Raw genomic sequence first — 23,616 nt, forward strand, 5'->3', positions numbered from 1 at the left:
ACCCCTTGTCAGACGCATGAGCCAGTCCCCCAAACCGCGCGAAGTCTTTATTCAGGGCCTGACTCTGGACGGACGCACGTTTCGCCCCAGCGACTGGGCCGAGCGGCTGGCCGGCGCCATGTCCTGCTTTCGGCCCGGCGGCTCGCGCGGCGGCCCGGGTGCCCACATCGGCTACTCGCCTTACTGTGTGCCGCGCGTGATCAACGGCATCAAATGCGTGATCGTCAATGAAGAGCTGAAGGCGCTGGAGCCCATGGCCTGGGACTTCGTGATGAACTTCGCGCGCGACAACCAGTTGCAGGTCGCCGAGGCCTGCCTGCTGCCCGACAAGCCACCGGCTGGCTGAGCCGCGCGCGGCCTAGCGCTGGTGCCGGGACCGCCACAGGGCCAGCAGCTCAATCAGACCCCATAAGCAGGCGCTTGCCAGTGCGAGCACGGCACGAAAGGTCAGAGGGTGGCTGGGTGTCATCGCAACAGGGGACGGGTTTTCGTGCTGTTCACGCTACGCACACTTGATGTCTATCGTGTGACGGGATGTAATCGCGCTGGGTATATCGAGGCCGCAACTGCGGCGTCTATGCTTCAGGTCCTCACCAATTGGAAGCCCGGGTGTCCAGCACACAGGCCGTAGAGCCGTCCCCCTTGATCGAATTGCTGGAAATGGAACGCCTTGTCGAGCAGGGCGCGCCTTATCTGCAGCAGCGCCAGCTTTGCGATGTCGAAGTGGCGGGCCGACGGCTTCCTGTGCTGGCTTTTTGCCTCGGCAACCCCGATCCGGAGGTGCCGGCCATCGGCATCTTTGGTGGCGTGCATGGCTTGGAGCGCATCGGTGCCGAGGTCGTGATGGCTTATCTGGGCAGCCTGGTCGCACGCTTGCGCTGGGATTCGACCCTGCATCGCCAGCTTGAGTCGCTGCGCATGGTGTTCATGCCCATGGTCAATCCCGGCGGCGTCTGGCGCGGCACGCGGGCCAACCCCCAAGGTGTCGATCTGATGCGCAATGCGCCGGTCGAGGCCAGCGGCGGCGCGCCTTTCATGCTGGGTGGCCAGCGCATCAGTGCCAATCTGCCCTGGTATCGGGGCGCGGCCGGCGCGCCGATGCAGCTCGAGAGCGAGGCCTTGTGCGCGCTGGTGCGGCAGGAGTTGCTGAGCCACCGCTTCGCGATCAGCGTTGACTGCCATTCGGGCTTCGGCCTGAGCGACCGCATCTGGTTTCCCTTTGCCCATACCGCCGTGCCGATCGAGCATCTGCCCGAGATCTATGCCTTGGCCGAGATCCTGGATCAGACCCATGTTCAGCACCGTTATGTCTTCGAGCCGCAGAGCCGGCAGTACCTGACCCATGGCGATCTCTGGGACCATCTGTATCTGCAGGCCTGCGAGCGGCCCGAGTGCATGCTGCTGCCGCTGACTCTGGAGATGGGCTCCTGGCTGTGGGTCAAGAAGAATCCGCGCCAGATGTTCTCGCGCCAGGGCATGTTCAACCCGCTGATCGGCCATCGCCAGCAGCGGGTGCTGCGCCGGCATATGAGCTGGCTGGATTTCGTGTCGCGGGCCGCCAGCGGTGCCGAGCGCTGGCTGCCCCGGCCCGAGCAGCGCGCCGAGCAGCGCGAGCGTGCGTTGACGCGCTGGTACCGGCGCGGGAGGGTGTCATGAGCGAGCCTGTGACCTGGGTGCTGCTGCGTGGACTGACCCGCGAGGCCGGCCATTGGGGCACCTTCCCGGCGGTGTTCACCCAGGAAATCACCGCCCAGCAACCGGGCGCCCGGGTCATGACCCTGGACCTGCCCGGCAACGGTGCGCTGTACCGCGAGGCCAGCCCCAGCCGTGTGCCGGATATGGTGGAGGCCTGTCGGGCCGAGCTGGCGCGTCGCGGGCAGACCGGGCCGGTGCATCTCCTGGCCATGTCGCTGGGCGCGATGGTGGCATGCGACTGGGCCTCGCGCTATCCGGACGAGGTCGGCGGCACGGTGCTGATCAACACCAGCCTGCGTCCCTACAGCCCCTTCTTTCATCGTCTGCGTCCGGCCAATTACTGGAAGCTGCTGGCCCTGGGCCTGCTGCGGCTGGGGGTGCGCTGGCGCGAGGCGAGGGTGCTGAAAATGACCTCGCGCATGGTGACCGAGCCTCAACCGGTGCTGGAGTCCTGGGTGGCGCTGCAGCGCCAGCATCCGGTAGGGGTGCGCAATGGCGTGCGCCAGTTGCTGGCGGCGATGCGCTATCGCGCCAGCCGTGGCCGGCCGCATGCACCGATGCTGCTGCTGTGCAGCCAGGCGGACACCCTGGTCGACTGGCGCTGCTCGCAGTCCCTCAGTCGTGCCTGGGGGGTGCCGCTGCGCCTGCACACCCAGGCCGGCCATGATCTGCCGCTCGATGACCCGCCCTGGGTGGCGCGTGCGGTGTCGGACTGGCTGCGCGCACGGCAGATGCATGCCAGTGCTGGGCTGGGTCGGACGTAGGTGGTCCGGCAGCAGGCCCGCCGAAGCGGCCAGGCATGAAAAAGCCCGCATGAGCGGGCTATTCATCAAAAAGCCCGCCGAAGCGGGCTTTTGCTTTGCACCAGATCTGGTTTTCAGGCGGCCAGCGCCTTGATCTTGGCGGACAGGCGGCTCTTGTGACGAGCAGCCTTGTTCTTGTGGAAGATGCCCTTGTCGGCGACCGAGTCGATCACGTTCTGGGCGGTCTTGAAGAGCTCAGCGGCCTTGGTCTTGTCGCCAGCGACCACAGCCTTTTGCACGTTCTTGATGACCGTGCGGAATTTGGAGCGCAGCGCCGTGTTGGCGGCGTTCAGCTTCACGTCCTGACGAGCGCGCTTGCGGCCCGATGCCAGACGGACGGTTTTCTTTTTGGCTTTGGAAGAGCTTGCCATGTTGTGTATCTACCCAGATGGTGCAAAGACCGCGAGTGTAGCACTTTTGTGAAAGCCATGGCAAAGACTCTGTGCCGATATCGAGGCGGGTGCTGCAGCGCAACGCGGATAATGCGCCGGCTTCGGCCCCTCCACACGCTCTGTGCCCCTTCATGAATCTGCTGCGCGCTGCCTCCACGATCTCCGTTCTGACCCTGTTGTCGCGCATCACGGGCCTGGTGCGCGAGCAGTTGGTGGCCGCGTTGTTCGGCGCCTCCAGCCTGACCGATGCCTTCCAGGTCGCGTTCCGGATCCCGAACATGCTGCGGCGGCTGTTTGCCGAGGGGGCATTTTCCCAGGCTTTCGTACCCATCCTGGCGCGCACCCGCGCGGCCGACGGGGATGAGGCGACGCACAGCCTGATCGATGCCGTGGCCACGGTGCTGCTCTGGGCGCTGATCGTGGTCTGCGTGCTGGGTGTCATCGGCGCGCCGCTGCTGGTCTGGCTGCTCGGTGCCGGGCTGCCGGCCGATGGGCGCGAGGCCGCCATCGTGATGACGCGCTGGATGTTTCCCTATATCGGCTGCATGTCCCTGGTCGCGCTGTCGGCCGGCATCCTGAATACCTGGCGGCGCTTCGTCGTGCCGGCGGCCACGCCGGTGCTGCTGAACCTGTCGGTGATCGCCTGCGCCTGGCTGCTGCTGCCCAAGATGGAGGCATGGGGCTGGCGGCCCATCTATGCGCTGGCGATCGGCGTGATGGTCGGCGGCGTGTTGCAGTTGCTGGTGCAGATTCCGGCGCTGCGCCGCATCGGCGCGCTGCCGCGCCTGGGCTGGTCGCCGTCGCGCTTGCGGACGGCCTGGCACCATCCCGGCGTCAGGGGTGTGCTGGGTGCGATGGGGCCGGCCCTGCTGGGTGTCGGCGTGGCCCAGCTGTCGCTGGTCATCAATCTGCAGATCGCCATCTTTGTCGGCGCCGGTGCGGCGTCCTGGCTGACCTATGCCGACCGGCTGATGGAATTTCCCACCGCCTTGCTGGGCGTGGCGCTGGGTGCGGTGCTGACGCCGCAGCTGTCGGCGGCCCAGGGGCGTGGCGAAGCGGCGGCCTATTCGGCGATGCTGGACTGGGGGTTGCGCATGGTGGTGGTGCTGGCCCTGCCTTGTGCGGTGGCCTTGCTGGTGTTTGCCGAGCCCATGGTGGCCGTGCTTTATCACCGCGGCGCCTTCACCGCGCTCGATGTGGGCCAGACCAGCACCGCGGTGATGGGCTATGGCGCCGGCCTGATGGGTCTGGTCGCGATCAAGGTGCTGGCGCCCGGCTTCTATGCCAAGCAGGACATGCGCACGCCGGTGCGCATCGCGGTGATCGTGCTGGTGTTGACCCAGCTGATGAATGCTGCGCTGGTGCCGCTGCTGGGCGTGGCCGGGCTGGCCCTGTCTATCGGTCTGGGCGCGCTGGTCAATGCAGGCTGGCTGCTGCGTGGCCTGGTGAAGCTGGGCAGCTACACGCCGTCGCCCGGCTGGCTGGGCTTTGGTCTGCGGGTGCTGCTGGCCAGTGCGCTGATGGGCGGCTTGCAATATCTGATCGCCACAAAGCTGGACTGGATCGTGCTGGGCGAGCGTGAACTGCTGCGTGCCTTGCTGATGGCGGCCAGCCTGGCGGTATCGGCCTTGCTGTACTTCGGTGTGCTGGCCCTGTGCGGGCTGAATCTGCGCCAGTTTGCCCGTCGTGCATAAACTCGGATTCATGACGCTGTCCCGACATTGGCAAGCCCCCTCGGCCCTGGAACATTTCGCCACCTTGGTGGCCGATGCCGGGGAACTGAATCTGCTGGAGGCGGCGGCCTGCATAGCCCAGGACGAGCACCCGGGCCTGGACGTGCAGGCCGTGCTGGCCGAGGTCGACGCGCTGGCCGAGCGCCTGCGCCGGCGGTTGCCGGACGACGCCGCGCCCAGCCACCGGCTGCTCTTGCTGAACCGCTATTTCCATGACGAGCTGGGCTTTGCCGGCAATGTCAACGACTACTACGCCCCGGGCAACAGCTTCATCCACCAGGTGCTCGCGACCCGGCGCGGCATCCCGATTGCGCTGGCCGTCATCTATATGGAGTTGGCCGGCCAGATCGGGCTGCGCGCCAACGGCATCGGCTTCCCCGGCCACTTTCTGGTCGGCCTGCATCTGCCTCAGGGCGAGGTGGTGCTGGACCCCTTCACCTGCCGCTCGCTGTCGCGCGAGGCGCTCGAGGAGGCCCTGCTGCCTTACCGCGGCGGCGCGGCCGAGCCGCCGCTGGAGTTCTTTCTGCAGGCGGTCAGCTCGCGCCAGTTGCTGGCGCGCATGCTGCGCAATCTGAAGGAGATCCACCGCAGCGCGGCCGACTGGCCGCGCCTGCTGGCGGTGCAGCAGCGCCTGGTGCTGCTCCTGCCCGAGGAGCCGCAGGAGTTGCGTGACCGGGCCCTGGTGCTGGAGGCGTTGCAACACTGGAGCGGCGCGGCCGCCGATCTGGAGCGCTACCTGAGCCTGCGTCCGGATGCGGCCGACCGGGCCGAGCAGCGCCAGCGCCTGCAGGCCTTGCGTGCCAGGGGCGAGCCGCCGCTGCACTGATGGCGGCCCGTAGAATCGCGGCCAATTTGGAAATCCCGGGCGCATGGTGTTACACCGGTTGAGAGGGTGTTGGTTTGGTTTTGAAGCAGATTCCGCTGTCGCTGGGCCCGGAGCCGGTTTACAGCTTTGACAATTTCCTGCCGGGTGGCAATGCCGCCGCGCTGACTCATTTGCTGAGCCTGGGCGCGGGTGCTCCGCCGGTCTTCCTGTGGGGCGGCCCGGGCAGCGGCAAGACCCATGCGCTGCGCGCGCTGGCCCAGCGCTGGCAGGCGGCCGGCGCCCAGGTGGGCTGGTATGACGCCGACACCGCGCTGCCCTGGGAGTTGCCCAGCCAGCCCAGCCTCTTGCTGATGGATGACTGCCAGCACTTCGATGCCGGCCAGCAGCACGCCGCCTTCCAGCTCTTCGTCGAGGCGGCCACCCATGGTCTGGCGGTGGTGGCCACCGGCACCGCGCCACCGGTGGACCTGGCCTTGCGCGAGGACTTGCGCACCCGGCTCGGCTGGGGCCCGACCTTTGCGCTGCAGCCGCTGTCCGAGCTGGAGGTGAGGGCGGCGCTGCGGCGTGAAGCCGACCGGCGCGGCATCTTCCTGTCGGACGAGGTGATGGACTATCTGCTGACCCGCTTCGCCCGCGACCTCAAGCACCTGATGGGCCTGTTGGACCGTCTCGATGAATTTGCCCTGTCGGCCAAGCGCGCGGTCACCGTGCCGCTGCTGCGCCAGATGCTGGCCGATCAAGCCCCTTCTTCCCAATCATGAATCTGACACTTTTCGATCTGGACGGAACCCTGATTCCGAACGACTCCGACCACGCTTTCGGCGGCTTCATGGTCGACATCGGCTGGGCCGACGGCGAGGCCTGGCGAGCCCGCAATGACGAGTTCTACGCCCAGTACCAGGCCGGCCGGCTGGACCTGGACGAGTACATCGAGTTCTCGACCTCGGTGTGGCGCGCGCGGCCGCTGGCCGAGGCCCTGGCCGCGCGCGAGCGCTTCATGGCCGAGGTGATGGCGCCGCAGCTGTTGCCGCAGGCGCGGGCCCTGGTGCGCCGGCATCAGGAGGCCGGCGATCTGGTGGCCATCGTCACCGCCACCAATGAATTCGTCACCGCGCCGATCGCCCAGGCCTTTGGCGTCGAGCACCTGATCGCGGTCGATCTGCAGCGCGAGGACGACGGGCGCTTCAGTGGCCTGGTGCGGGGGGTGCCGTCCTTCCAGGCCGGCAAGATCACGCGGGTCGAGCAGTGGCTGGCCGGCTTGGGGCGACAATGGCAGGATTTCGAGCAGATCCACTTCTACAGCGATTCGGTCAATGACCTGCCTTTGCTGGAGCGCGTCAGCCACCCGGTGGCGACCAATCCGACGCCGGCGCTGGAAGCGATTGCCGGCCAGCGCGGCTGGCCTCTTTTGAAACTCTTCGCATGATCAAGAAATTCATCGACAAGCTGCTGGGCAAGCCTTCGGCCAAAGCGCCGGCCAAGAGCGCACCGGGCTCGGTGCTGGGCAAACGGGTCGAGGTGCAGGTGGCGGATCACGGCATCGATCCGAGCCTGCTGGACGAGCGCGCGGTGCGCGTCGTGCAGACTCTCACGGATGCGGGTTTCGAGGCCTATATCGTCGGCGGCGCGGTGCGCGATCTGCTGCTGGGCATGCGGCCCAAGGACTTCGACGTCGCGACCAATGCGACGCCCGAGGAGGTCAAGGGCCTGTTCCGGCGCGCCTTCATCATCGGCCGGCGCTTTCGCATCGTCCATGTGGTCTACGGCCGCGGCCGCGAGCACGAGGTGATCGAGGTCTCGACCTTCCGCGCCCTGCTGGCCAATGAGAGCGCCGAGCAGGTCAGCGGCAACGAGAAGACCTCCAAGAGCGAGCTGGCCGGCAAGTCCCATGTGGTCGACGCCGAGGGTCGGGTCTTGCGCGACAACGTCTGGGGCCCTCAGGTCGAGGATGCGGCGCGGCGCGATTTCACCGTCAACGCGCTCTATTACGACCCGCAGCGCCAGCTGGTGGTCGACTACCACGGCGGCTTGGTCGATGCGAAGAAGCGCGTGCTGCGCATGATTGGCGACCCGGAGGCGCGCTATCGCGAAGACCCGGTGCGCATCATCCGTGCGGTGCGTTTCGCGGCCAAGCTGGGTTTCGAGCTGGAGCCCAAGACGCGTGCGCCGGTCAAGGCCTGCGCGGCGCTGCTGGCCAATGTGCCGGCCTCGCGGCTGTTCGACGAGATGATCAAGCTCTTGCAGACCGGCCATTCGCTGGCCAGCCTGGAGCAGCTGCGCAAGCAGGGCCTGGCGCGCGGCGTCTTCCCCATCCTGGACGCGATGCTCAACGAGCAGGGCGAGCTGTTCGAGGGTGTGCGCGGCACGTTTGTGCGCCAGGCCTTCGAGGACACCGATCTGCGCGTGCGCGAGGGTCGTGGCGTGTCGCCCAGCTTCATGCTGGCCTGCATGCTGTGGCACGAGGTGCTGGAGCGCTGGACCCGCATCCGCGAGGAGGGCGAGGCGACCGTGCCGGCGCTGGCCCAGGCCATCGATGCGGTGTTCGATGCCCGCATTGGCGACATCTCGGGTCGCGGCAAGCTGGCCACCGATATGCGCGAGATCTGGATGATGCAGCCGCGCTTCGAGCGCCGCAGCGGCAGCGGGGTCTACACCCTGGTCGAGCAGCCGCGCTACCGCGCCGGCTTCGACTTCCTGCGCCTGCGCGCCGATGCCGGCGAGACCGATGCGGCCCTGGCCGACTGGTGGGAAGACTTTGCGCTGGGTAGCGACGACGAGCGCGCTGCCTTGCTGGACGAGGCGCGCGAGGCCGACAAGCAGCGCCGTGGCGGCGCCAAGGTGCACCAGCTGCCCCGCAAGACCGCGTCGCCCAAGCCGGCGACCCTGCCGGCCGATGGCAGCGAGCCGGTCTCGCTGGATGGCGGCCCGGCCAAGAAGCGCCGCCGGCGCCGCAAGCCGGCTGCCAAGGCGGCTGCTGCTGAATGACACTGGCTGGGCCGGCCCGTGTGTCAGCTTTTATCGGGCTGGGCGCGAATCTGGGCGATACGGCCCGGACCCTGACCTTGGCCCTCGAGGCCTTGGCGGCCTTGCCCGACACCGAGTTGCTGGCGGTCTCCAGCCTGTATCGGAGTGCGCCGGTGGACGCCAGCGGTCCGGACTATCTGAACGCTGCGGCCCGGCTTGAGACGGCGCTCCCGCCCGAGGAACTGCTGCGCCGTCTGCAGGCCATCGAGCTGGCCCATGGCCGCGAGCGGCCTTTTGTCAATGCCTCGCGCACCCTGGATCTGGACCTGCTGCTCTACGCCGACGAGCAGATCCGCAGCGAGCATTTGTGCGTGCCACATCCGCGTCTGCACCAGCGCGCCTTCGTGCTGCTGCCGTTGCTGGAGATCGCCCCTGATTTGACGGCCCCGGGTCTGGGTGTCTTGCAGCCCCACTTGGCCGCTGTTTCCGGCCAGCGCGTGGAGCGTCTGCCCGGCGACTGAACCGGCCGGCGCCGGTTTGTGCGCTGCTCGCCGTTACACTCCTGCCTTTGCCGCTTGTGACGCGGTGATGAATTTTTTGTGACATTGCGTTGTCCATGTGCTCATGCGCAGGGCGGCGGCGCAAGGAGAACTCATGCTGTTTGGCAAGCTGCTGCCCCGCGAGGGCAATTTTTTTGAGCTGTTCAATGAACACGGGGATCAGATCGTCGAGGGCGCGCGCGCCTTCATGCTGATGATCCAGAACTACAACGACCTGAATCTGCGCGAAAAATACGCCGCCGAGGTCGACAAGGCCGAGCATCATGCCGACCGCGTCACCGCCGAGGTCAACCGCCTGCTGCACCGCACCTTCATCACGCCGATCGATCGCGAGCAGATCCACGGCCTGATCAATGCGATGGACGATATCCTGGACCTGCTGCAGGACTCGACCGAGACCATGTCGCTGTATGACGTGCGCTCAATCCCCGAAGAAGTGTTGCGCCTGGGTGAGTTGAGTGCCAAGTGCTGCGAGCGGGTGCAGTACGCCGTGTCGCTGCTGCCCAAGCTGAGCCAGCCGCAGACGGCCGAGGCCGCGATCAAGACCTGCGAGGAGATCGACAAGCTGGAGTCGGACGCCGACCGCGTGATGCGCTCGGCCATGTCCAAGCTGTTCCGCGAGCAGGAAGATGTGCGCGAGCTGATCAAGCTGAAGGCCATCTATGAGCAGCTCGAGTCGATTTCCGACCGCTGCGAGGATGTCGCCAACCTGATCGAGGGCATCGTCCTCGAGAATTCCTGAGCGCGCGAGCCTGTCATGGAATCAATGCAGGTCGCCTTTTGGGTCGTCGCCATGCTGGTCATCCTGGCCGTGGCGTTCGACTTCATGAATGGCTTTCACGATGCGGCCAACTCGATCGCCACGGTGGTGTCCACCGGCGTGCTCAAGCCCCAGCATGCGGTCTTGTTCGCGGCCTTCTTCAACTTCGTCGCCGTCTTCGTCTTCCACTACGCGGTCGCCAAGACCGTGGGCAAGGGCATCGTCGAGCCGGGCATCGTGGACCACCATGTGGTCTTCGGTGCGCTGATCGGCGCCATTGTGTGGAACGTGGTCACCTGGTACTACGGTATCCCGTCAAGCTCTTCGCATGCGTTGATCGGCGGCATCGTCGGTGCGGTGATTGCCAAGGCCGGCACCGGGGCGCTGATCGCCACCGGCGTGGGCAAGACGGTGCTCTTCATCTTTGTCTCGCCGCTGCTGGGCTTCATGCTGGGCTCGCTGATGATGGTGGTGGTGGCGCATCTGTTCAAGCGCGCCTCGCCGCTGCGGGTGGACAAATGGTTTCGCCGCCTGCAACTGGTGTCCGCCGGGCTCTACAGCCTGGGCCACGGCGGCAACGATGCGCAGAAGACCATCGGCCTGATCTGGATGCTGCTGGTGGCCTCGGGTTATCTGGCCGCCACGGAAACCTCCCCGCCGGGCTGGGTGGTGTGGATCTGCTACATCGCCATCGGTGTGGGCACCATGTTCGGCGGCTGGCGCATCGTCAAGACCATGGGTCAGAAGATCACCAAGCTCAAGCCGGTGGGCGGCTTCTGCGCGGAGACCGGCGGCGCGCTGACCCTGTTCCTGGCGACGGCACTGGGCATCCCGGTCTCGACCACCCACACCATCACCGGCGCCATCGTCGGCGTGGGCTCGGTGCAGCGCATGTCGGCGGTGCGCTGGGGCGTGGCCGGCAATATCGTCTGGGCCTGGATCTTCACGATACCGGCCTCGGCCTTTGTGGCCGGCATCTGCTACTGGTTGAGCTTCACCTTGTTCTGACTGGCAGGGCACTTTGATAGAGAAACGGGCCTGAGGGCCCGTTTCTTCTGGTCGGGTCACTGCGGTGTCTCGACCTGGCTCTCGAAATACCGTTGTGCGCTGAAGGCGATGGTCGTCATCAGGCTGGTGCCGCCGAGCAGCACGCAGGCCACGACGCCGATCACCGGGCCCCAGCCGGTGGCGCGTGGCGAGGCACCGGGGTTGTGCTGGGCGTCCCACTTTTCGTCGGGGGTCAGGCCGTAGACGATGCCGCAGATCATCGCGTTGACCAGCATCAGGCCCAGCAAGGGCATCAGCAGCCAGCTCAGGCGGTCGTCCTGGCCGAGCTGATCCATGCGCTGCAGGCCGTACAGCCCTAATAGGGTCGGTAGCGGGTGCAGCCAGGCCAGGCGATCACCGAAGCCGTGCAGATAGAAGCGATGCAGGCCGAAGCTGCCCAGCAGCAGGGCCAGCCAGGTGGCCAGGGTCTTGGATTTGTAGGGCGTCACTGAGGCTCCGGGCTGCTCTGATCACCCTGGCCGAGCTGGCGCTGCATCATCACCACGTCCAGCCAGCGGCCGAACTTCCAGCCCGCACTTTTCAGCACGCCGCTGTGCTCGAAGCCCAGCGCGCTGTGCACACCGATCGAGCCCTTGTTCTCCGAGTCGCCGATGACGGCCAGCATCTGGCGTGCGCCGGCGGCCTCGCAGCGGGCGATCAGCTCGGCCAGCAGCAGGCGGCCCAGGCCCTTGCCCTGATGGCCCGGGCGCAGATAGATCGAGTCCTCCAGGCAGAAGCGGTAGGCCATGCGCGGGCGGAAATAGTTGGCATAGGCATAGCCAAGCACCAGGCCGTCCTGCTCGACGACCAGCCAGGGCAGGCTGCGGCTGAGCACCTCGGTGCGGCGGCGCCGCATCTCGGCCAGGTCGGGCACCTCGGTTTCGAAGGTGCCGGTGCCTTGCAGCACCGCCACTTCATAGATCTCGCGGATGGCCGGCAGATCGGCCTCGGTGCTGGGGCGTATCAGCAAGCCGGCGGCCGCTTGGGAGTTTTCTGATTGCATATGGGCTATTTGTTGGAAACCAGAGTTTATAATGCTGGGTTCTGGCGACGGTCGGTTGCAGCGGTGGTGTTCTCTGAGGGGCGCCCTGATGTGGTCGGCGTATCTACGGCGCTGGTGTCGAAATCAATGCGGCGGACCGTGATCCCGGGTATTCCGGAGCATGGGCCGTCAAACGATCTGCTCGCCCTGAGTGTCTCCTCGTGCGGTTGGTCACTAAATCTTAGGAAACATCATGGTTGTGATTCGTCTGGCTCGCGGCGGCTCCAAGAAGCGCCCTTTCTACAACATCGTCGTGGCTAACAGCCAACAGCGCCGTGACGGCCGCTTCATCGAGCGCGTGGGTTTCTACAACCCCGTCGCCTCCGGTGCTGCAGAGCCGCTGCGCGTGGCCGTGGACCGCGTCAACTACTGGGTCGGTGTCGGCGCCCAGCTGTCGCCCACCGTCGCCCGTCTGGTCGACCAGGCCAAGAAGGCCACCCCGGCTGCCGTCGCGGCCTGAGTGAGTGAATGAGCATGGTGTCCGAGACCTCTCGCGCATCCGCCGCCGGCTCCAACGAGCTGGCCTGGCCGGATGACGCCATCGAGATCGGGCGCGTGCTCGACGCCTGGGGTGTCAAAGGCTGGATCAAGGTCCTGGCCTATTCCAATGACCCCCAGGCCCTGTTTTCCTCTCGGCGCTGGTTTCTGAAACCGAGCGAAGAGAACAACAAGCCGGCTGCAGCGGTGGCCGCCAAGGCCCGCGCCCTGCCGCCGGTCTTGAAGGTGCTGTCCGTGCGCGAGCATGGCGACGGCATCGTCGCCAATGTCCAGGATGTCAGTGATCGCAGTGGCGCCGAAGCGCTGCGCGGTGCGCGCATCTTTGTCTCGCGCTCGACCTTTCCGAAGGTTGATACCGACGAATACTACTGGGTCGATCTGATCGGCCTGACGGTCGTCAATCGCGCCGGCGAGACCCTGGGTGTGGTGGCCGATCTGATCGACGCCGGCCCGCACAGCGTGCTGCGCATCACGCCGCCCGGCCTGACCCCGCCGATCAAGCCCGACCAGGAGCGTCTGGTGCCTTTTGTCTCGGCCTTTGTCGATGACGTGAATCTGGACCAGCGCCGTATCACGGTCGACTGGGGCCTGGATTACTGAGCCCCGCAAGCCCTGCGGCGGCGCGCGATGCGCTTTGACCTGATCACCCTGTTTCCCGAGCTGTTCGGGCCGCATCTGAGCAGCGGCGTGACGCGCCGCGCCTTCGAAAGCGGGCAGGTCGATGTCCGGCTCTGGCAGCTGCGCGATTTCGCCGACGACAACTACCGCCGCGTCGATGACCGTCCCTATGGTGGCGGTCCGGGCATGGTGATGCTGGTCGAGCCGCTGGAGCGCGCGCTGGCGGCGGTCAAGGCGCAACGTCAGGCGCAGGGGGGTGAGGCGGCGCCGGCGGTGATCCACTTCAGTCCGACCGGTCGACGCATCGACCAAGCCCTGATGCAGGAGTTGGCCCAAGGGCAGGGCGGTGTCTTGCTGTGCGGCCGCTATGAAGGCATCGATCAACGCTTCCTGGACCGTCATGTGACGCTGGAACTGAGCCTAGGCGACTTCGTGTTGTCCGGCGGCGAGTTGCCCGCGCTGGCCTTGCTGGACGGCATTGCCCGTCTGCAGGACGGGGTGCTCAATGACGCGGCCTCGCACCAGCAGGACAGTTTTTCCGACGGTCTGCTGGACTGTCCCCACTACAGCCGGCCCGAGGTCCTGCGCGGGCTGGAGGGGCAGGTCGAGGATCTGCCGGTGCCGGCGGTGCTGATGTCGGGTCACCATGCGCAGATCAAGCGCTGGCGGCGCGAGCGCTCGTTGGCAATCACCCAGCAACGGCGCCCGGATCTGATCGTCGCGGCGCGCGCCGCCGGGCGCCTGAGCCGCAGCGACGAGGCTTTTCTGAAGCTTCTGGCAAGCGCCTAGCTGCGAACTATCCGAAAACGGTTATACTCGTAGGCTTTTCGATCCTCTGATGGGCGATTCACCGGCCACTCGGTCTGTGCGGCGCGAACACCATGTTGGTGATTTGACGACCTTGGCGCCATCATGATCACAGGAGAAATCAATGGACTTGATCCAAACCCTTGAGCAAGAAGAAATTGCTCGTCTGAACAAGACCATCCCCGCGTTCGCCCCCGGCGACACGGTGATCGTCAGCGTGAACGTCGTTGAAGGCACGCGCAAGCGCGTGCAGGCTTACGAAGGCGTCGTGATTGCCAAGCGCAACCGCGGCCTGAACAGCAGCTTCATCGTGCGCAAGATCTCCAGCGGCGAGGGCGTTGAGCGTACCTTCCAGCTGTACAGCCCGCTGATCGCGTCGATCGAAGTCAAGCGTCGTGGCGATGTGCGCCGCGCCAAGCTGTACTACCTGCGCCAGCGCTCGGGCAAGTCGGCTCGTATCAAGGAGAAGCTGGCTTAATTGCCTGGCTCCTGCAGCAAAGCCGCCTCCGGGCGGCTTTGTCGTTTGCGCTCTATGCTTTGACGATGTCCCGCCCGCCCATCCTGAATCCCCAGTTGGTACCCGTGACGGGCGTCGACGCCCATCTGCCGGCGGTCGATGCTTCGGCGCTGACCCCGCAAGCGCTGCGCCAGCGCTTTGCGATGCCGCCGACCTGGCAAGCCGAGCTGCCCGGCGATGGCGGCATTTTTGCGTCGCGCACGCCGGCCTCGGCGGCGGTGCTGCTGCCGCTGGTGATGCACGAGCAGGGGCTGACGCTGCTGCTGACCCGCCGCACCGCCCATCTGCGCGAGCACGCCGGTCAGATCAGCTTCCCCGGCGGCCGGGTCGAGCCCGAGGACGGCAGTGCGGTGGCCACCGCCTTGCGTGAGACCGAGGAGGAGATCGGCCTGGCGCGCGAGCACATCGAGATCATCGGTGAGCTGCCGATCTACACGACGGTGACGGCCTTCCAGGTCACGCCGGTGGTCGCGCTGGTGCGGCCCGGCTTCGAACTCACGCTCGACGCGTTCGAGGTGGCGGAGGCCTTCGAGGTGCCGCTGCAGTTTCTGATGACGCCGGCCCATCATCAGCGCCATCTCTTCAGCTTCGAGGGCGGGCCGCGCCAGTTCCTGTCCATGCCCTGGCGCGGCCCCGACAGCACAGGCCAGACACACGACTATTTCATCTGGGGCGCCACAGCGGCGATGTTGCGCAATCTCTATCGCTTGCTGATCGCCTGATCCGGGCTTGAGGCGCACCATCCGCCGCTATCATCCCGGGCCATGAACTTCTTTGCGGTCTTGTTCGCGCTGATCTGCGAACAGCTCAAGCCCTTGCCCCATGGCAACCGGGTCCATCACACCATCATTGCCTGGGTCCGCTGGACCGGTCGCAACTTCGACGCGGGACGCGAACACCACGCCGGCGTGGTCTGGGCCATCACCGTGCTCGGTCCGGCCGTGCTCACCGCGCTGATCTATATCGCGCTGAGCCGCTTCAGCGTGCTGCTGGCGCTGGCCTTCAACGTGCTGATGCTCTACCTGACCCTGGGCTTCCGGCAGTTCAGCCATTACTTCACCGACATCCGCGACGCGCTGGAGCGTGGCGACGAGCTGGAGGCGCGCCGACTGCTGGCCGAATGGCGCCATCTGGACGCCAGCGAGCTGCCGCGCACCGAGCTGCTGCGCCATGCGATCGAGCACTCGCTGCTGGCCGCGCATCGCCATGTGTTCGGCGTGTTCTTCTGGTTCGTCGTGCTGTCGACGGTGGCGCTGGGGCCGGCCGGCGCGGTGCTCTACCGCATGGCCGAGTTCGCCAGCCGCTACTGGGCCTTCAAGAGCCGTACCCTGGATGCGCCGACCAATGAGCGCCTCATGCAGCTGTCGCGCCAGCTGTTCGGCTGGGTCGACTACCTGCCGGCGCGCCTGACCGCCACCGGCTTTGCCATCGTCGGCAATTTCGAGGAGGCGGTGAACGGCTGGCGTCGCGATGCCAAGCTCTGGCTGCATCCCAATGAGGGCATCATCCTGGCCTCGGCCGCCGGCGCTCTGGGCGTGCAGCTGGGCGGCTCGGCCGCGCCGGGCATCACGCCCGACCGCAGCAAGACTTTCGAGGCCGGCAGCGATGCCGAGGCCACCCGCGCCGATGGCTCGACGCCCGGCCAACTGCCGCAGCTGGGCCATCTGCAAAGCGTGGTCGGCCTGGTCTGGCGCTCGGTCGTGCTGTGGATGCTGCTGCTGGCCCTGCTGACGCTGGCCAATCTGGTCGGCTGATCGGTCGATCAGAAGAGGCGGCAAAAGAAAACCGCCTCGTTCCGAGGCCATCATCGGCCAGGGTCTCGAGGCGGCGCCCGAATTGCTTCGGGTCGGTGCTGGTCTGTATCAGGCCATCGCTTGAATGCCGGCGATCGCCCATTCACGGCTCTCGTCCAGCGGGCGCACCAGATGCCAGACCTCATCGAAGGGCTGGGCGGCGGCCTCGCTCTGCTCGCGGATCAGGCCCGAGAAACGCACGCTGACGATCTGCTCGCCGCGCTCCTCGACCCGCTCGACCACCTGGGCCTGCAGCTCCAGCACATCGGTGCGCTGCGTGCCCTTGCGATCCAGCAGTTCCTGCTGGATCGAGGCGTACATCTCGGGCGTCGTGAAGCGGCGCAGATCGTTCTGGTCGCCGGCGTCATTGGCCGCCTGCATGCGGATGAAGACGCGCTTGGCGATCTGCTCGAAACCGCTGGTGTCGAAATCCGAAACCGGCGCAGCGGCAACCGGGGCCGAACCGCCGGCCGGCATCGCCATCGGCGCGGGCATCACCGGTGCCGGGGCCTGGCCAAAGGGCGCGCCGGCGCCGGCGAACTGCAGGCCTTGCGGCGCAGCCTTCTTGGCAGCCATGCGGCGCATCACGAAGCCGATCACCACCATCACCACCAGGCCCAGCAGCACCATGGTCATGATATTGGCCAGGGCCTCGCCGAAGCCGAAATGGCTGGCCAGCGCGGCCAGACCCAGGCCGGCGGCCAGACCGGCCACCGGGCCCATCCACGAACGCTTGGGCGCGGCGGCGGCAGCGCCGGCTGTCGGGGCGGCGGCCTGCTGCGGCGCCGCATTCTGTTGCTGGGCTGGCGCGTTTTGCGGCGGTGTCGCCGGCTTGGCCGGCTGGGTCGGCACGCTGCGCTTCATGCCACCACCACCCAGGCGCTTGGCCTGCACGTCGGCGGCCACCAGGCTGAGGCTCAGTGCGGCGATAACGGTGCACAAGGCAAGTGATTTCACGCAATATCTCCTGTAGAAACGGTTTGTAGCTGGGGGCTTGGTGCGCTGTTTCAAGTCCGGCCCCCGGAAGCAGGGGTCCAGTATGCCTTGCGGCGGCCGATAATCATCACAGGGATGGCCGCTGGGCGCGACAGCAAAACCAAACTACGCGCGCCCGGTCCAGAAGGTCCACGCCATGAATGCGATCAGCATACGCGCCCGGCTCGCTGCCCTGGTGGCCCTGATGCTTTTCTTGCTGGCGGCTTCGGTGGGCAACAGCCTGCTGCGCCTGCATGAGGCCAACCAGCGGCTTGGTGCCACCTACCATGACCGGGTGGTGCCGCTGAAGCAGCTCAAGCTGGTGGCCGATGCCTATGCGGTGGGCTATGTGGACGCGGCCCACAAGATGCGCGACGGCGCGCTGTCCCCGCCGGCCACCGTCAAGACCATCGAGGACAACCACCAGGTCATCGTCAAGAACTGGAAGGCCTATACCGCGACCCGGCTGACGGCCGAGGAGGCCGAGCTGGTGCGCAAGGCCGAGGCCAGCATGAAGCTGGCCGATGTGGCCGGCCAGCGTCTGCTGGCTCTGGCACGGGCGGGCGACAAGCCCGGCATGGCGGCCTATGCGGCGGATCAGATGTATCCGGCCATCGATCCGGTGGCCGAGATCCTGCTGGCACTGACCGAGCTGCAGCTCAAGGTGGCGGAGTCCGACTACGAGGCCAGCCAGCAGGCCTTCAACACGATGATCTGGCGCAGCCTGCTGATCTTTGCGCTGGTGCTGAGCGCCGCGGCCTGGGGCGCCTGGCTGATCGTGCGCTCGATCACCCGGCCGCTGTCGGCCGCAGTGCAGGTCGCCAGCGCCGTGGCCGGCGGTGACCTGCGCACCCAGATCGAGGTCGAAGGCAAGGATGAGACCGCCCAGCTGATGAGCGCGCTGAAGACCATGAATACCAGCCTGCTGGCCATGGTCTCCCAGGTGCGCGACTGCGCCGAATCGATCACCAGCGGTTCGTCCGAGATCGCCCGTGGCAGCATGGACCTGAGCCAGCGCACCGAAGAGCAGGCCAGCAGCCTGGAGGAGACGGCGGCCTCGATGGAGCAGCTGACCTCGACCGTCAAGCAGAACTCCAGCACCGCCGCCGAAGCCAGCCGGCTGGCCGACAGTGCCTCGGCCGTGGCTCAGCGCGGCGGCGCGGCGGTGCAGGGCGTGGTGCAGACCATGGAGGGCATCAGCGAGCAGTCGCGCAAGATCGGCGACATCATCGGTGTGATCGACAGCATCGCCTTTCAGACCAATATCCTGGCCTTGAATGCGGCCGTCGAGGCGGCGCGGGCCGGCGAGCAGGGCCGTGGCTTCGCGGTCGTGGCCGGCGAGGTGCGCACGCTGGCCGGCCGCTCGGCCGATGCGGCCAAGGAGATCAAGCAGCTGATCTCGGCCAGCGCCGCGCGCGTCGAGGCCGGCTCGGCCCAGGTGCAGGACGCCGGCCGCACCATGACCGATCTGCTGGCCCAGGTGCAGAGCGTCACGACGCTGATCTCCGAGATCAGCATGGCCAGCAAGGAGCAGAGCCAGGGCATCGATCAGGTCAGCGATGCGGTGATGCAGATGGACCAGGTGACCCAGCAGAACGCGGCCCTGGTCGAGGAATCGGCGGCCGCTGCCGAGAGCCTGCGGCTGCAGGCCGAGAGCCTGGGTCAGGCGGTCGCGGTGTTCAAGACCTGAGCCGGCTCCGCCCAGGCTCGCGCTCAGGCATCCCGCACATCGGCCAGCACTGTCTCCCCGAAATCGGCGCGCGCCAGATAGCGCAGCACCTTGGCGGCGGCGGCCTCGGGGCTGTCGAGCTGGCCCTCGGCCTTGAAGGCAGCAAAGCGCGGCTGGTCGGGGAAGGCGGCCGGGTCGCCGGCGCGCAGCTGGCTCTGCATCTCGGTGTCGATGATGCCCGGCGCCAAGGACACGATGCGGGCCCCGTGCTCGCGCCCGGCCTCGTCCAGCGCGATCGCGCGCGACAGATTGTCCATGCCGGCCTTGGCCGCGCAGTAGGGCGCGCTGCCGGCCATGGCCCGGCGGCCCAGGCCGGAGGAGATGTTCAGCAAGCGCTTGTCGGCCGTCCAATGCCGCGTGGCGCGCAAAAAGGCGCTGGACAGCAGCAGCGTGGCCTCCAGCCCGACCCGCAGCGCGCTCGACAGCTCGGCCAGCGGCACCGCATCGATCGGCCCGGGCGGCGTGATCACGCCGGCGTTGTTGATCAGGGCGGCGTGGCTGAAGCGGGCCGGGTCCTGCACCGCCAGCCAGGCCTGCAGGCGCTCAGCCGCGTCCAGCGGCTCCGCCAGGTCCTGCTCCCATTGTTCCAGGCCGGGCCCGGCGGCCAGGCTGGCGCTGCGGCGGCGCGAGATGCCGATGACAAGATGCTCGGGCGAGATCAGCTGGCGGGCGATGGCCTCGCCCATGCCGCGCGAGGCGCCGGTGATGATGTAGAGCTTCATGGCTGAGGGTTCCGGTTGAAGATCAAAAGCAGATTGTTGGCCGGCAGCGAGCGGTACTCCCGCAGGCCCAGCCCAGCTTCGTCGGCCTGCTGCTGCACGGCCTCGAGATTGCGCAGGCCCCAGGCCGGATCGCGCACGCGCAGATCGGCATCGAAGGCGAGGTTGCTGGCCGCGGTGGCAAGACCCGGCACCACGAAGGGGCCATAGATCAGCAGCAGTCCGTCCGGGCGCAGATGGCGGGCGGCGCCCTGCATCAGGGCCGCGCAGCAGGCGGGCCATGGCGATACATGCAGCATGTTCGCGCAGAAGATCGCATCCAGCGGGGGTAGCCCGGGCGGCAGCGGCCAGGGCTCTTGCAGGACATCGAGAGGCAGTGGTTCCGGGCCTTCGGGTCGCAACGCCCGGATCGAGCTCAGCGCCTCGGGTCTGGGATCGGAGGCTAGCCAGTGCCAGCGCGGCAAGGCGGCGGCGAAATGGGCCGCATGCTGGCCGCTGCCGCTGGCGATCTCCAGTGCGGTGCCGCTGGGCGGCAGCAGGGTCAGCAGGGCGTCGAGGATGGGCTGCTTGTTGCGGTCGGCGGCGGGGGAATGCAGGGCGCTCATGGGGTATCAGAACTCCGGTGGGCAATCGAGGCTGAGCGCGCGCGCGGGCAGCGCCAGATGGCAGGCATGCAGAAACAGTCTGGGGGCGACCGGGCCGCCGTAGAGGGTGTCGCCGACGATGGCATGGCCCAGCGCCAGCATGTGCACGCGCAGCTGGTGCGAGCGGCCGGTGATGGGCTCGAGCTCAACCCGCGTCTGGCCGCCTTCGTGCGCGAGGCTGCGGTAGCGTGTCAGCGAGGGCTTGCCGGTCTGGGCATTGACCTGCTGGCGCGGCCGGTTCGGCCAGTCGGCGCTCAGCGGCAGGTCGATCTCGGCCCAGGCGCCGCCGGTGTCGAGCCGGCCCTGCAGCAGCGCGATATAGCGCTTGGCGACGCGGCGCTCGGCGAAGTCCAGGCTCAGCGCGCGCTGCATCGCCGCGCCTCGCGCGAACAGCAGCAGGCCCGAGGTCGCCATATCGAGCCGGTGCACGGTCAGCGCGTCGGGGAAGCTTTGCTGCAGCCGGTGGACCGCGCAGTCCTGCTTGTCCGCGCCGCGGCCGGGCACCGACAGCAGGCCGGCGGGCTTGTTGACGACGATCAGCCCCGCGTCGGCATGCAGCACCTGCATCAGAACTGCTCGATCCAACCCGATTGCAAGGCCGACTGCGGGTTGGAGCCGGCCGCGCGCACCGCCGCCAGCGCCTGCTCGGTCGTCAGGCCCAGCGCCTTCAGCACGCAGGCCGCCACCGTGCCGGTGCGGCCGATGCCGGCGGCGCAGTGCAGCAGCGCGCGGTCGCCGAGCACCAGGCTGTGCTGCAATAGCTCCACGCCCTTGGCGAAAGCGCTCGGGTCGGCGCCCAGGCCGAAATCGCGCATCGGCAGATGCTGCCAGCGAAACGGCAGCCGGCCCTCGGCAATCGCCTTGTGATAGGCCGGCGAGAGCTGGGCCACTTCTTCGAGCGGATTGAGACAGACCACCAGGCTGAGGCTGCGGGCGCGCGCCTCGTCGAGAAAGCTGCCGAAGGACTCCAGGCGGCCGGGCATCGATTGCAGCCAGAGCTGGCCGGCCACGCCGGCGGGGAGGGGGAGGGGTCGGAAAGCCATGGCCGGCATTCTCCACCACGGCGCCAGGTCCGCGCCGCGATCAGGGCAGCTCGGGCCGGTGCAGCACGCCCAGCGCCTGCTCGCGCATGGCCTGGCGGGCGCGCAACGCTTCGTCCAGCTCCAGCGCCACGGCCTGCGCGGCCTCGCTGCGGTCCAGCGCTCGCAGGCAGGCCAGCGCGGTGCGCAAGGCCGGCAGCCGCAGGCTGAAGCTGCCGTGGCCGGGCTGGGGCGCCAGCAGCCCGTCCAGCCAGCTCAGGCCCTCGGCCGGCCGGCCCTGGCGCAGCGCCATCTCGGCCAGGCTGTGCTCGGCGGCCAGGCGGTTGTAGCCGGTGCCTTGCTCGCTGTACTGGCGGTGGGCGGCCGCCAGCCAGGGCTCGGCCTGCTCCAGGCGGCCGCACAGCAGGGCCAGATGCCCGGCGGCGAGCTGCAGGCCGGCTCGTGCGGTGGCCGGCAGGCGTTCATCGGCCAGCAGGCCGCTGGCCTGGGCCAGGAAGCGCGGCGCATGGACCAGCGCGATCTGCGCGGCCGCTTCGCCGCGGCCGTGCAGCAATTCCTCGTAGGCCTGGCCCAGCGACAGCAGCAGGTTGATGAAGGCCAGCGCCAGCAGATTGGCGTCGTGCGACTCGCGGGCCAGCGAGATGGCCCGCATATGCATCAGCTCGGCATGGCTGACATCGCCGAGGCGGGCGTGCACATGGGCGGCGCAGCTGAGCGTGCGCGGCAGCAGCTCGGCCGAGTCGCCGGCGGCGGCCAGGGCCTCCAGGCTGATCGGCCTGGCCTCGTCGGCCAGGCCCAGCTCGGCCAGCGCAAACGCGGCCAGGGTCAGACCGTCGACCTCGGTGCGGGCGTTGCTGCTGAGCCGTCCGAGCCGACCCACTTCCAGCGCCGGCAGATAGACCTGCCAAAGCGCACCCATCTGCCAATGGGCGCGCGCCTGCATCAGCAAGGCCTGGGCGCGCTGTGCATCGTGCAGCGCGCGGCCCAGGGCCTGCGTGGCCAGCGCCAGCGCCACCGGCCATTGCTGCCGGGCCAGCGCGGCATCGGCCTGCTCCAGCAGCTGCAGGGTCTGCTCGGCGGGGGCGGGCGAAGGCGATGCGGGGCGGGAGGGCGCGTCGGGCATGGTCGGCATCGGAAGGTCTCGCTGGGACTTTATGCCAAGCCGGCGTCGTGTCCGGGGCGGGCTTTCGAGCATCAGCGGCGAGCCCGCTACTATGCTAGCCACCTGAAAACAACCGGGACGGAATTCCGCATGATCGAGACAGTAAAAAGCCTGCGCGCGGCGCTGGTCGCTACCGGGCTGGCCGTGCTGGCTGGCGGCGCGCTGGCCGACTTCGAGCTGAAGGACGAGCAGGGCCGGCGCATCCTGCTCAAAGACGACGGCAGCTGGCGTTATGTCGATGCGACCGCACCGGCAGCGCCCGCTGCGTCGGCGGCACCGGCCAAGCCGCTGCTGCAGGCCGAGCTGCGGCTGGAGCGGCGTGTCGAGGCGCCCGGCGGTTGCCGCTTCGAGCTGGCCTTGAGCAATAAGCTGGACTACGAGATTCGCAGCGTGGTGCCCGACTTCACCGTGCTGCGCGCCAACGATGTGGCCTATATGACCCAGCTGACCGGCTTCGGTCCGGTGCGGCCGGGCGACCAGCATAGACGCGCGCTGCAGTTCGCCGGCATCGGCTGCGGCGAGATCGCCAAGCTGCAGGTGCATGGCGGCGACCGCTGCGAGATGGGCGAGCTGAACAAGTTCACCGAGTCCAAGGGCGCCTGCCTGGCCCTGCTGAAGGTGCTGCCCAGCGACTTGCTGCCCTTCGAGAAGAAGGCCGAGACGCCGGCCAAGAAGTAGGCCGCCCGCTCAGGACACGATGTAGGCGCCAGCGCCGCTGCTGAGCAGACGGCCCTCGGCGTCCTTGAACTCCATGCGGGTCGAGGCCACCCGGCTGCCCAGGCGCAGCACCTCGGCCGTGGCGTGAAAGCGCGGGCCGGTGGCCGGGCGCAGATAGTCGATGCGCAGATCGATGGTGCCGAGCTTGCCGAAGCGCGCCAGCCGGGCCAGCGGCGCCTCGTCCATATGGCGCGCGCCGGTTGCCGCCATCACGGCCAGCCCGCCCATCGCATCGAGGGTGGCGCTGATCACGCCCCCATGCAGACGCTGATGGGTGAAATGGCCGATCAGCTCGGGCCGCATCGTGATATGCGCCTTGACCCGGTCGGCCTCCAGGCTGTCGATCCGCAGGCCCAGCACCTGGTTGAAGGCGATGTGCTGTTCGAAGATCTCGCACAAGCGCTGGCTGAACTCGGGCTCGAACAGGCTGGAGATGCTGTGCATGCGGTCGGGTGGGGCGCTGGTGTTGTTCATGCCGCGACGGTAGCGCATTTGGCCCGCCGGCGGGCCGGCCCTATGCGTGCTGCAGCACAGACGCACGCCGCACCGGGCCTCATGCTGGATCGACATTCGTT

At 67.7% G+C, this 23,616-nt stretch carries 29 protein-coding genes; 19 read left to right on the forward strand and 10 right to left on the reverse strand.

What is annotated here, in order from left to right; translation table 11 throughout:
* Window positions 1-16: 16 nt before the first annotated feature.
* The 3 genes from O5M90_RS27545 (at window position 17) to O5M90_RS27555 (ending at window position 2,459) form a co-directional block, all read left to right on the forward strand.
* The gene (locus O5M90_RS27545; RefSeq protein WP_137942369.1) at window positions 17-346 is read left to right on the forward strand and encodes a DUF3579 domain-containing protein; all 330 of its coding nucleotides are present in this window, start codon (window positions 17-19) and stop codon (window positions 344-346) included.
* A 314-nt stretch (window positions 347-660) separates the two neighbouring features.
* Window positions 661-1,656 carry a M14 family zinc carboxypeptidase gene (locus O5M90_RS27550; protein WP_269840782.1) on the forward strand — a complete coding sequence of 332 codons (996 nt, stop codon included), beginning with the start codon at window positions 661-663 and terminating at the stop codon, window positions 1,654-1,656.
* Window positions 1,653-2,459, forward strand: a complete 807-nt coding sequence (locus O5M90_RS27555) for an alpha/beta fold hydrolase (RefSeq protein WP_137942371.1) — start codon at window positions 1,653-1,655, stop codon at window positions 2,457-2,459. The genes O5M90_RS27550 and O5M90_RS27555 overlap by 4 nt, the downstream gene beginning before the upstream one ends.
* 113 nt (window positions 2,460-2,572) lie before the next feature.
* Here the strand turns inward: O5M90_RS27555 and rpsT are convergent, their stop codons facing one another.
* Window positions 2,573-2,869, reverse strand: a complete 297-nt coding sequence (gene rpsT, locus O5M90_RS27560) for a 30S ribosomal protein S20 (protein WP_137942372.1) — start codon at window positions 2,867-2,869, stop codon at window positions 2,573-2,575.
* Window positions 2,870-3,021: 152 nt separating this feature from the next.
* On the opposite strand from rpsT, the gene murJ reads away from it, so the two are divergent.
* The 8 genes from murJ (at window position 3,022) to O5M90_RS27600 (ending at window position 10,741) form a co-directional block, all read left to right on the forward strand.
* Window positions 3,022-4,584, forward strand: coding sequence for a murein biosynthesis integral membrane protein MurJ (gene murJ, locus O5M90_RS27565; protein ID WP_269840781.1), 1,563 nt, complete (start codon window positions 3,022-3,024; stop codon window positions 4,582-4,584).
* Window positions 4,585-4,594: 10 nt separating this feature from the next.
* Window positions 4,595-5,449, forward strand: coding sequence for a SirB1 family protein (locus tag O5M90_RS27570; protein WP_137942374.1), 855 nt, complete (start codon window positions 4,595-4,597; stop codon window positions 5,447-5,449).
* A gap of 80 nt (window positions 5,450-5,529) precedes the next feature.
* The gene (hda, locus tag O5M90_RS27575) at window positions 5,530-6,210 is read left to right on the forward strand and encodes a DnaA regulatory inactivator Hda (RefSeq protein ID WP_137942375.1); all 681 of its coding nucleotides are present in this window, start codon (window positions 5,530-5,532) and stop codon (window positions 6,208-6,210) included.
* On the forward strand, window positions 6,207-6,875 hold the full coding sequence (locus tag O5M90_RS27580; protein WP_137942376.1) for an HAD family hydrolase: 669 nt from the start codon (window positions 6,207-6,209) through the stop codon (window positions 6,873-6,875). The genes hda and O5M90_RS27580 overlap by 4 nt, the downstream gene beginning before the upstream one ends.
* Window positions 6,872-8,434, forward strand: coding sequence for a polynucleotide adenylyltransferase PcnB (gene pcnB / locus O5M90_RS27585; protein WP_269840780.1), 1,563 nt, complete (start codon window positions 6,872-6,874; stop codon window positions 8,432-8,434). The genes O5M90_RS27580 and pcnB overlap by 4 nt, the downstream gene beginning before the upstream one ends.
* Window positions 8,431-8,934, forward strand: a complete 504-nt coding sequence (gene folK, locus O5M90_RS27590) for a 2-amino-4-hydroxy-6-hydroxymethyldihydropteridine diphosphokinase (protein ID WP_269840779.1) — start codon at window positions 8,431-8,433, stop codon at window positions 8,932-8,934. Before pcnB ends, folK begins: the two co-directional genes overlap by 4 nt.
* 133 nt (window positions 8,935-9,067) lie before the next feature.
* Entirely contained in the window at window positions 9,068-9,715 is a 648-nt protein-coding gene (locus tag O5M90_RS27595) for a DUF47 domain-containing protein (RefSeq protein ID WP_137942379.1), read from the forward strand.
* Between the two features lie 15 nt (window positions 9,716-9,730).
* The gene (locus O5M90_RS27600; protein ID WP_137942380.1) at window positions 9,731-10,741 is read left to right on the forward strand and encodes an inorganic phosphate transporter; all 1,011 of its coding nucleotides are present in this window, start codon (window positions 9,731-9,733) and stop codon (window positions 10,739-10,741) included.
* A gap of 56 nt (window positions 10,742-10,797) precedes the next feature.
* Here the strand turns inward: O5M90_RS27600 and O5M90_RS27605 are convergent, their stop codons facing one another.
* Together O5M90_RS27605 and O5M90_RS27610 are read right to left on the reverse strand one after the other, a co-directional pair.
* Window positions 10,798-11,229 carry an NINE protein gene (locus tag O5M90_RS27605; protein WP_269840778.1) on the reverse strand — a complete coding sequence of 144 codons (432 nt, stop codon included), beginning with the start codon at window positions 11,227-11,229 and terminating at the stop codon, window positions 10,798-10,800.
* The gene (locus O5M90_RS27610) at window positions 11,226-11,783 is read right to left on the reverse strand and encodes a GNAT family N-acetyltransferase (protein WP_137942382.1); all 558 of its coding nucleotides are present in this window, start codon (window positions 11,781-11,783) and stop codon (window positions 11,226-11,228) included. Before O5M90_RS27610 ends, O5M90_RS27605 begins: the two co-directional genes overlap by 4 nt.
* A gap of 232 nt (window positions 11,784-12,015) precedes the next feature.
* Between O5M90_RS27610 and rpsP the strand changes: the two genes are divergently transcribed.
* The 6 genes from rpsP (at window position 12,016) to O5M90_RS27640 (ending at window position 16,016) form a co-directional block, all read left to right on the forward strand.
* Window positions 12,016-12,282 carry a 30S ribosomal protein S16 gene (gene rpsP / locus O5M90_RS27615; protein ID WP_137942383.1) on the forward strand — a complete coding sequence of 89 codons (267 nt, stop codon included), beginning with the start codon at window positions 12,016-12,018 and terminating at the stop codon, window positions 12,280-12,282.
* 14 nt (window positions 12,283-12,296) lie between these two features.
* A complete protein-coding gene (gene rimM / locus O5M90_RS27620; RefSeq protein WP_137942456.1) occupies window positions 12,297-12,920 on the forward strand; it encodes a ribosome maturation factor RimM in 624 nt (207 codons plus the stop codon).
* A gap of 27 nt (window positions 12,921-12,947) precedes the next feature.
* Window positions 12,948-13,727, forward strand: a complete 780-nt coding sequence (trmD, locus tag O5M90_RS27625) for a tRNA (guanosine(37)-N1)-methyltransferase TrmD (RefSeq protein ID WP_269840777.1) — start codon at window positions 12,948-12,950, stop codon at window positions 13,725-13,727.
* Window positions 13,728-13,869: 142 nt separating this feature from the next.
* A complete protein-coding gene (gene rplS / locus O5M90_RS27630; RefSeq protein ID WP_089417256.1) occupies window positions 13,870-14,223 on the forward strand; it encodes a 50S ribosomal protein L19 in 354 nt (117 codons plus the stop codon).
* Between the two features lie 65 nt (window positions 14,224-14,288).
* Complete coding sequence (locus O5M90_RS27635; protein WP_269840776.1) at window positions 14,289-14,984, forward strand: CoA pyrophosphatase; 696 nt, start codon at window positions 14,289-14,291, stop codon at window positions 14,982-14,984.
* A 42-nt stretch (window positions 14,985-15,026) separates the two neighbouring features.
* Complete coding sequence (locus O5M90_RS27640) at window positions 15,027-16,016, forward strand: CobD/CbiB family protein (protein ID WP_262968070.1); 990 nt, start codon at window positions 15,027-15,029, stop codon at window positions 16,014-16,016.
* 108 nt (window positions 16,017-16,124) lie between these two features.
* Here the strand turns inward: O5M90_RS27640 and O5M90_RS27645 are convergent, their stop codons facing one another.
* A complete protein-coding gene (locus O5M90_RS27645) occupies window positions 16,125-17,012 on the reverse strand; it encodes a Tim44 domain-containing protein (protein WP_269840775.1) in 888 nt (295 codons plus the stop codon).
* Window positions 17,013-17,187: 175 nt separating this feature from the next.
* Here O5M90_RS27645 and O5M90_RS27650 point away from each other — a divergent pair, with 175 nt between their 5' ends.
* Window positions 17,188-18,720, forward strand: coding sequence for a methyl-accepting chemotaxis protein (locus O5M90_RS27650; RefSeq protein ID WP_269840774.1), 1,533 nt, complete (start codon window positions 17,188-17,190; stop codon window positions 18,718-18,720).
* Between the two features lie 23 nt (window positions 18,721-18,743).
* On the opposite strand, the gene O5M90_RS27655 is transcribed toward O5M90_RS27650, so the two are convergent.
* Genes O5M90_RS27655 through O5M90_RS27675 form a run of 5 tightly spaced genes read right to left on the reverse strand, consistent with a single transcriptional unit; the run spans window position 18,744 to window position 22,294 of the window.
* A complete protein-coding gene (locus O5M90_RS27655) occupies window positions 18,744-19,481 on the reverse strand; it encodes an SDR family NAD(P)-dependent oxidoreductase (RefSeq protein WP_269840773.1) in 738 nt (245 codons plus the stop codon).
* Window positions 19,478-20,083: a DUF938 domain-containing protein gene (locus tag O5M90_RS27660; RefSeq protein WP_269840772.1), complete on the reverse strand. Its 606-nt coding sequence runs from the start codon at window positions 20,081-20,083 to the stop codon at window positions 19,478-19,480. The genes O5M90_RS27655 and O5M90_RS27660 overlap by 4 nt, the downstream gene beginning before the upstream one ends.
* A gap of 6 nt (window positions 20,084-20,089) precedes the next feature.
* Complete coding sequence (locus O5M90_RS27665) at window positions 20,090-20,689, reverse strand: RluA family pseudouridine synthase (protein ID WP_269840771.1); 600 nt, start codon at window positions 20,687-20,689, stop codon at window positions 20,090-20,092.
* Window positions 20,689-21,165 (reverse strand): protein-tyrosine phosphatase family protein, encoded by a 477-nt coding sequence (locus O5M90_RS27670; protein ID WP_137942392.1) that lies wholly within the window; start codon window positions 21,163-21,165, stop codon window positions 20,689-20,691. Before O5M90_RS27670 ends, O5M90_RS27665 begins: the two co-directional genes overlap by 1 nt.
* Before the next feature lie 40 nt (window positions 21,166-21,205).
* On the reverse strand, window positions 21,206-22,294 hold the full coding sequence (locus tag O5M90_RS27675; protein ID WP_269840770.1) for a hypothetical protein: 1,089 nt from the start codon (window positions 22,292-22,294) through the stop codon (window positions 21,206-21,208).
* 120 nt (window positions 22,295-22,414) lie between these two features.
* Here O5M90_RS27675 and O5M90_RS27680 point away from each other — a divergent pair, with 120 nt between their 5' ends.
* A complete protein-coding gene (locus O5M90_RS27680) occupies window positions 22,415-23,002 on the forward strand; it encodes a hypothetical protein (protein WP_269840769.1) in 588 nt (195 codons plus the stop codon).
* A gap of 9 nt (window positions 23,003-23,011) precedes the next feature.
* Here the strand turns inward: O5M90_RS27680 and O5M90_RS27685 are convergent, their stop codons facing one another.
* Window positions 23,012-23,515: a thioesterase family protein gene (locus tag O5M90_RS27685; RefSeq protein WP_262968075.1), complete on the reverse strand. Its 504-nt coding sequence runs from the start codon at window positions 23,513-23,515 to the stop codon at window positions 23,012-23,014.
* Window positions 23,516-23,616 lie beyond the last annotated feature (101 nt).

Origin of the sequence: Paucibacter sp. M5-1 (assembly GCF_027498415.2) — a bacterium.
Classification (GTDB): domain Bacteria; phylum Pseudomonadota; class Gammaproteobacteria; order Burkholderiales; family Burkholderiaceae_C; genus Roseateles_E.

Coding starts and splice junctions, on each gene's coding strand:
- O5M90_RS27610 (WP_137942382.1), bottom strand. CDS start 11,783: ATGCAATCAGAAAACTCCCAAGCGGCCGCCGGCTTGCTGATACGCCCC.
- rimM (WP_137942456.1), top strand. CDS start 12,297: ATGGTGTCCGAGACCTCTCGCGCATCCGCCGCCGGCTCCAACGAGCTG.
- O5M90_RS27545 (WP_137942369.1), top strand. CDS start 17: ATGAGCCAGTCCCCCAAACCGCGCGAAGTCTTTATTCAGGGCCTGACT.
- O5M90_RS27580 (WP_137942376.1), top strand. CDS start 6,207: ATGAATCTGACACTTTTCGATCTGGACGGAACCCTGATTCCGAACGAC.
- O5M90_RS27680 (WP_269840769.1), top strand. CDS start 22,415: ATGATCGAGACAGTAAAAAGCCTGCGCGCGGCGCTGGTCGCTACCGGG.
- O5M90_RS27595 (WP_137942379.1), top strand. CDS start 9,068: ATGCTGTTTGGCAAGCTGCTGCCCCGCGAGGGCAATTTTTTTGAGCTG.
- folK (WP_269840779.1), top strand. CDS start 8,431: ATGACACTGGCTGGGCCGGCCCGTGTGTCAGCTTTTATCGGGCTGGGC.
- O5M90_RS27675 (WP_269840770.1), bottom strand. CDS start 22,294: ATGCCGACCATGCCCGACGCGCCCTCCCGCCCCGCATCGCCTTCGCCC.
- O5M90_RS27640 (WP_262968070.1), top strand. CDS start 15,027: ATGAACTTCTTTGCGGTCTTGTTCGCGCTGATCTGCGAACAGCTCAAG.
- O5M90_RS27650 (WP_269840774.1), top strand. CDS start 17,188: ATGAATGCGATCAGCATACGCGCCCGGCTCGCTGCCCTGGTGGCCCTG.
- O5M90_RS27550 (WP_269840782.1), top strand. CDS start 661: ATGGAACGCCTTGTCGAGCAGGGCGCGCCTTATCTGCAGCAGCGCCAG.
- O5M90_RS27570 (WP_137942374.1), top strand. CDS start 4,595: ATGACGCTGTCCCGACATTGGCAAGCCCCCTCGGCCCTGGAACATTTC.
- O5M90_RS27665 (WP_269840771.1), bottom strand. CDS start 20,689: ATGCAGGTGCTGCATGCCGACGCGGGGCTGATCGTCGTCAACAAGCCC.
- rplS (WP_089417256.1), top strand. CDS start 13,870: ATGGACTTGATCCAAACCCTTGAGCAAGAAGAAATTGCTCGTCTGAAC.
- rpsT (WP_137942372.1), bottom strand. CDS start 2,869: ATGGCAAGCTCTTCCAAAGCCAAAAAGAAAACCGTCCGTCTGGCATCG.
- O5M90_RS27660 (WP_269840772.1), bottom strand. CDS start 20,083: ATGAGCGCCCTGCATTCCCCCGCCGCCGACCGCAACAAGCAGCCCATC.
- O5M90_RS27600 (WP_137942380.1), top strand. CDS start 9,731: ATGGAATCAATGCAGGTCGCCTTTTGGGTCGTCGCCATGCTGGTCATC.
- trmD (WP_269840777.1), top strand. CDS start 12,948: ATGCGCTTTGACCTGATCACCCTGTTTCCCGAGCTGTTCGGGCCGCAT.
- O5M90_RS27555 (WP_137942371.1), top strand. CDS start 1,653: ATGAGCGAGCCTGTGACCTGGGTGCTGCTGCGTGGACTGACCCGCGAG.
- O5M90_RS27685 (WP_262968075.1), bottom strand. CDS start 23,515: ATGAACAACACCAGCGCCCCACCCGACCGCATGCACAGCATCTCCAGC.
- rpsP (WP_137942383.1), top strand. CDS start 12,016: ATGGTTGTGATTCGTCTGGCTCGCGGCGGCTCCAAGAAGCGCCCTTTC.
- O5M90_RS27635 (WP_269840776.1), top strand. CDS start 14,289: ATGTCCCGCCCGCCCATCCTGAATCCCCAGTTGGTACCCGTGACGGGC.
- O5M90_RS27670 (WP_137942392.1), bottom strand. CDS start 21,165: ATGGCTTTCCGACCCCTCCCCCTCCCCGCCGGCGTGGCCGGCCAGCTC.
- pcnB (WP_269840780.1), top strand. CDS start 6,872: ATGATCAAGAAATTCATCGACAAGCTGCTGGGCAAGCCTTCGGCCAAA.
- O5M90_RS27655 (WP_269840773.1), bottom strand. CDS start 19,481: ATGAAGCTCTACATCATCACCGGCGCCTCGCGCGGCATGGGCGAGGCC.
- murJ (WP_269840781.1), top strand. CDS start 3,022: ATGAATCTGCTGCGCGCTGCCTCCACGATCTCCGTTCTGACCCTGTTG.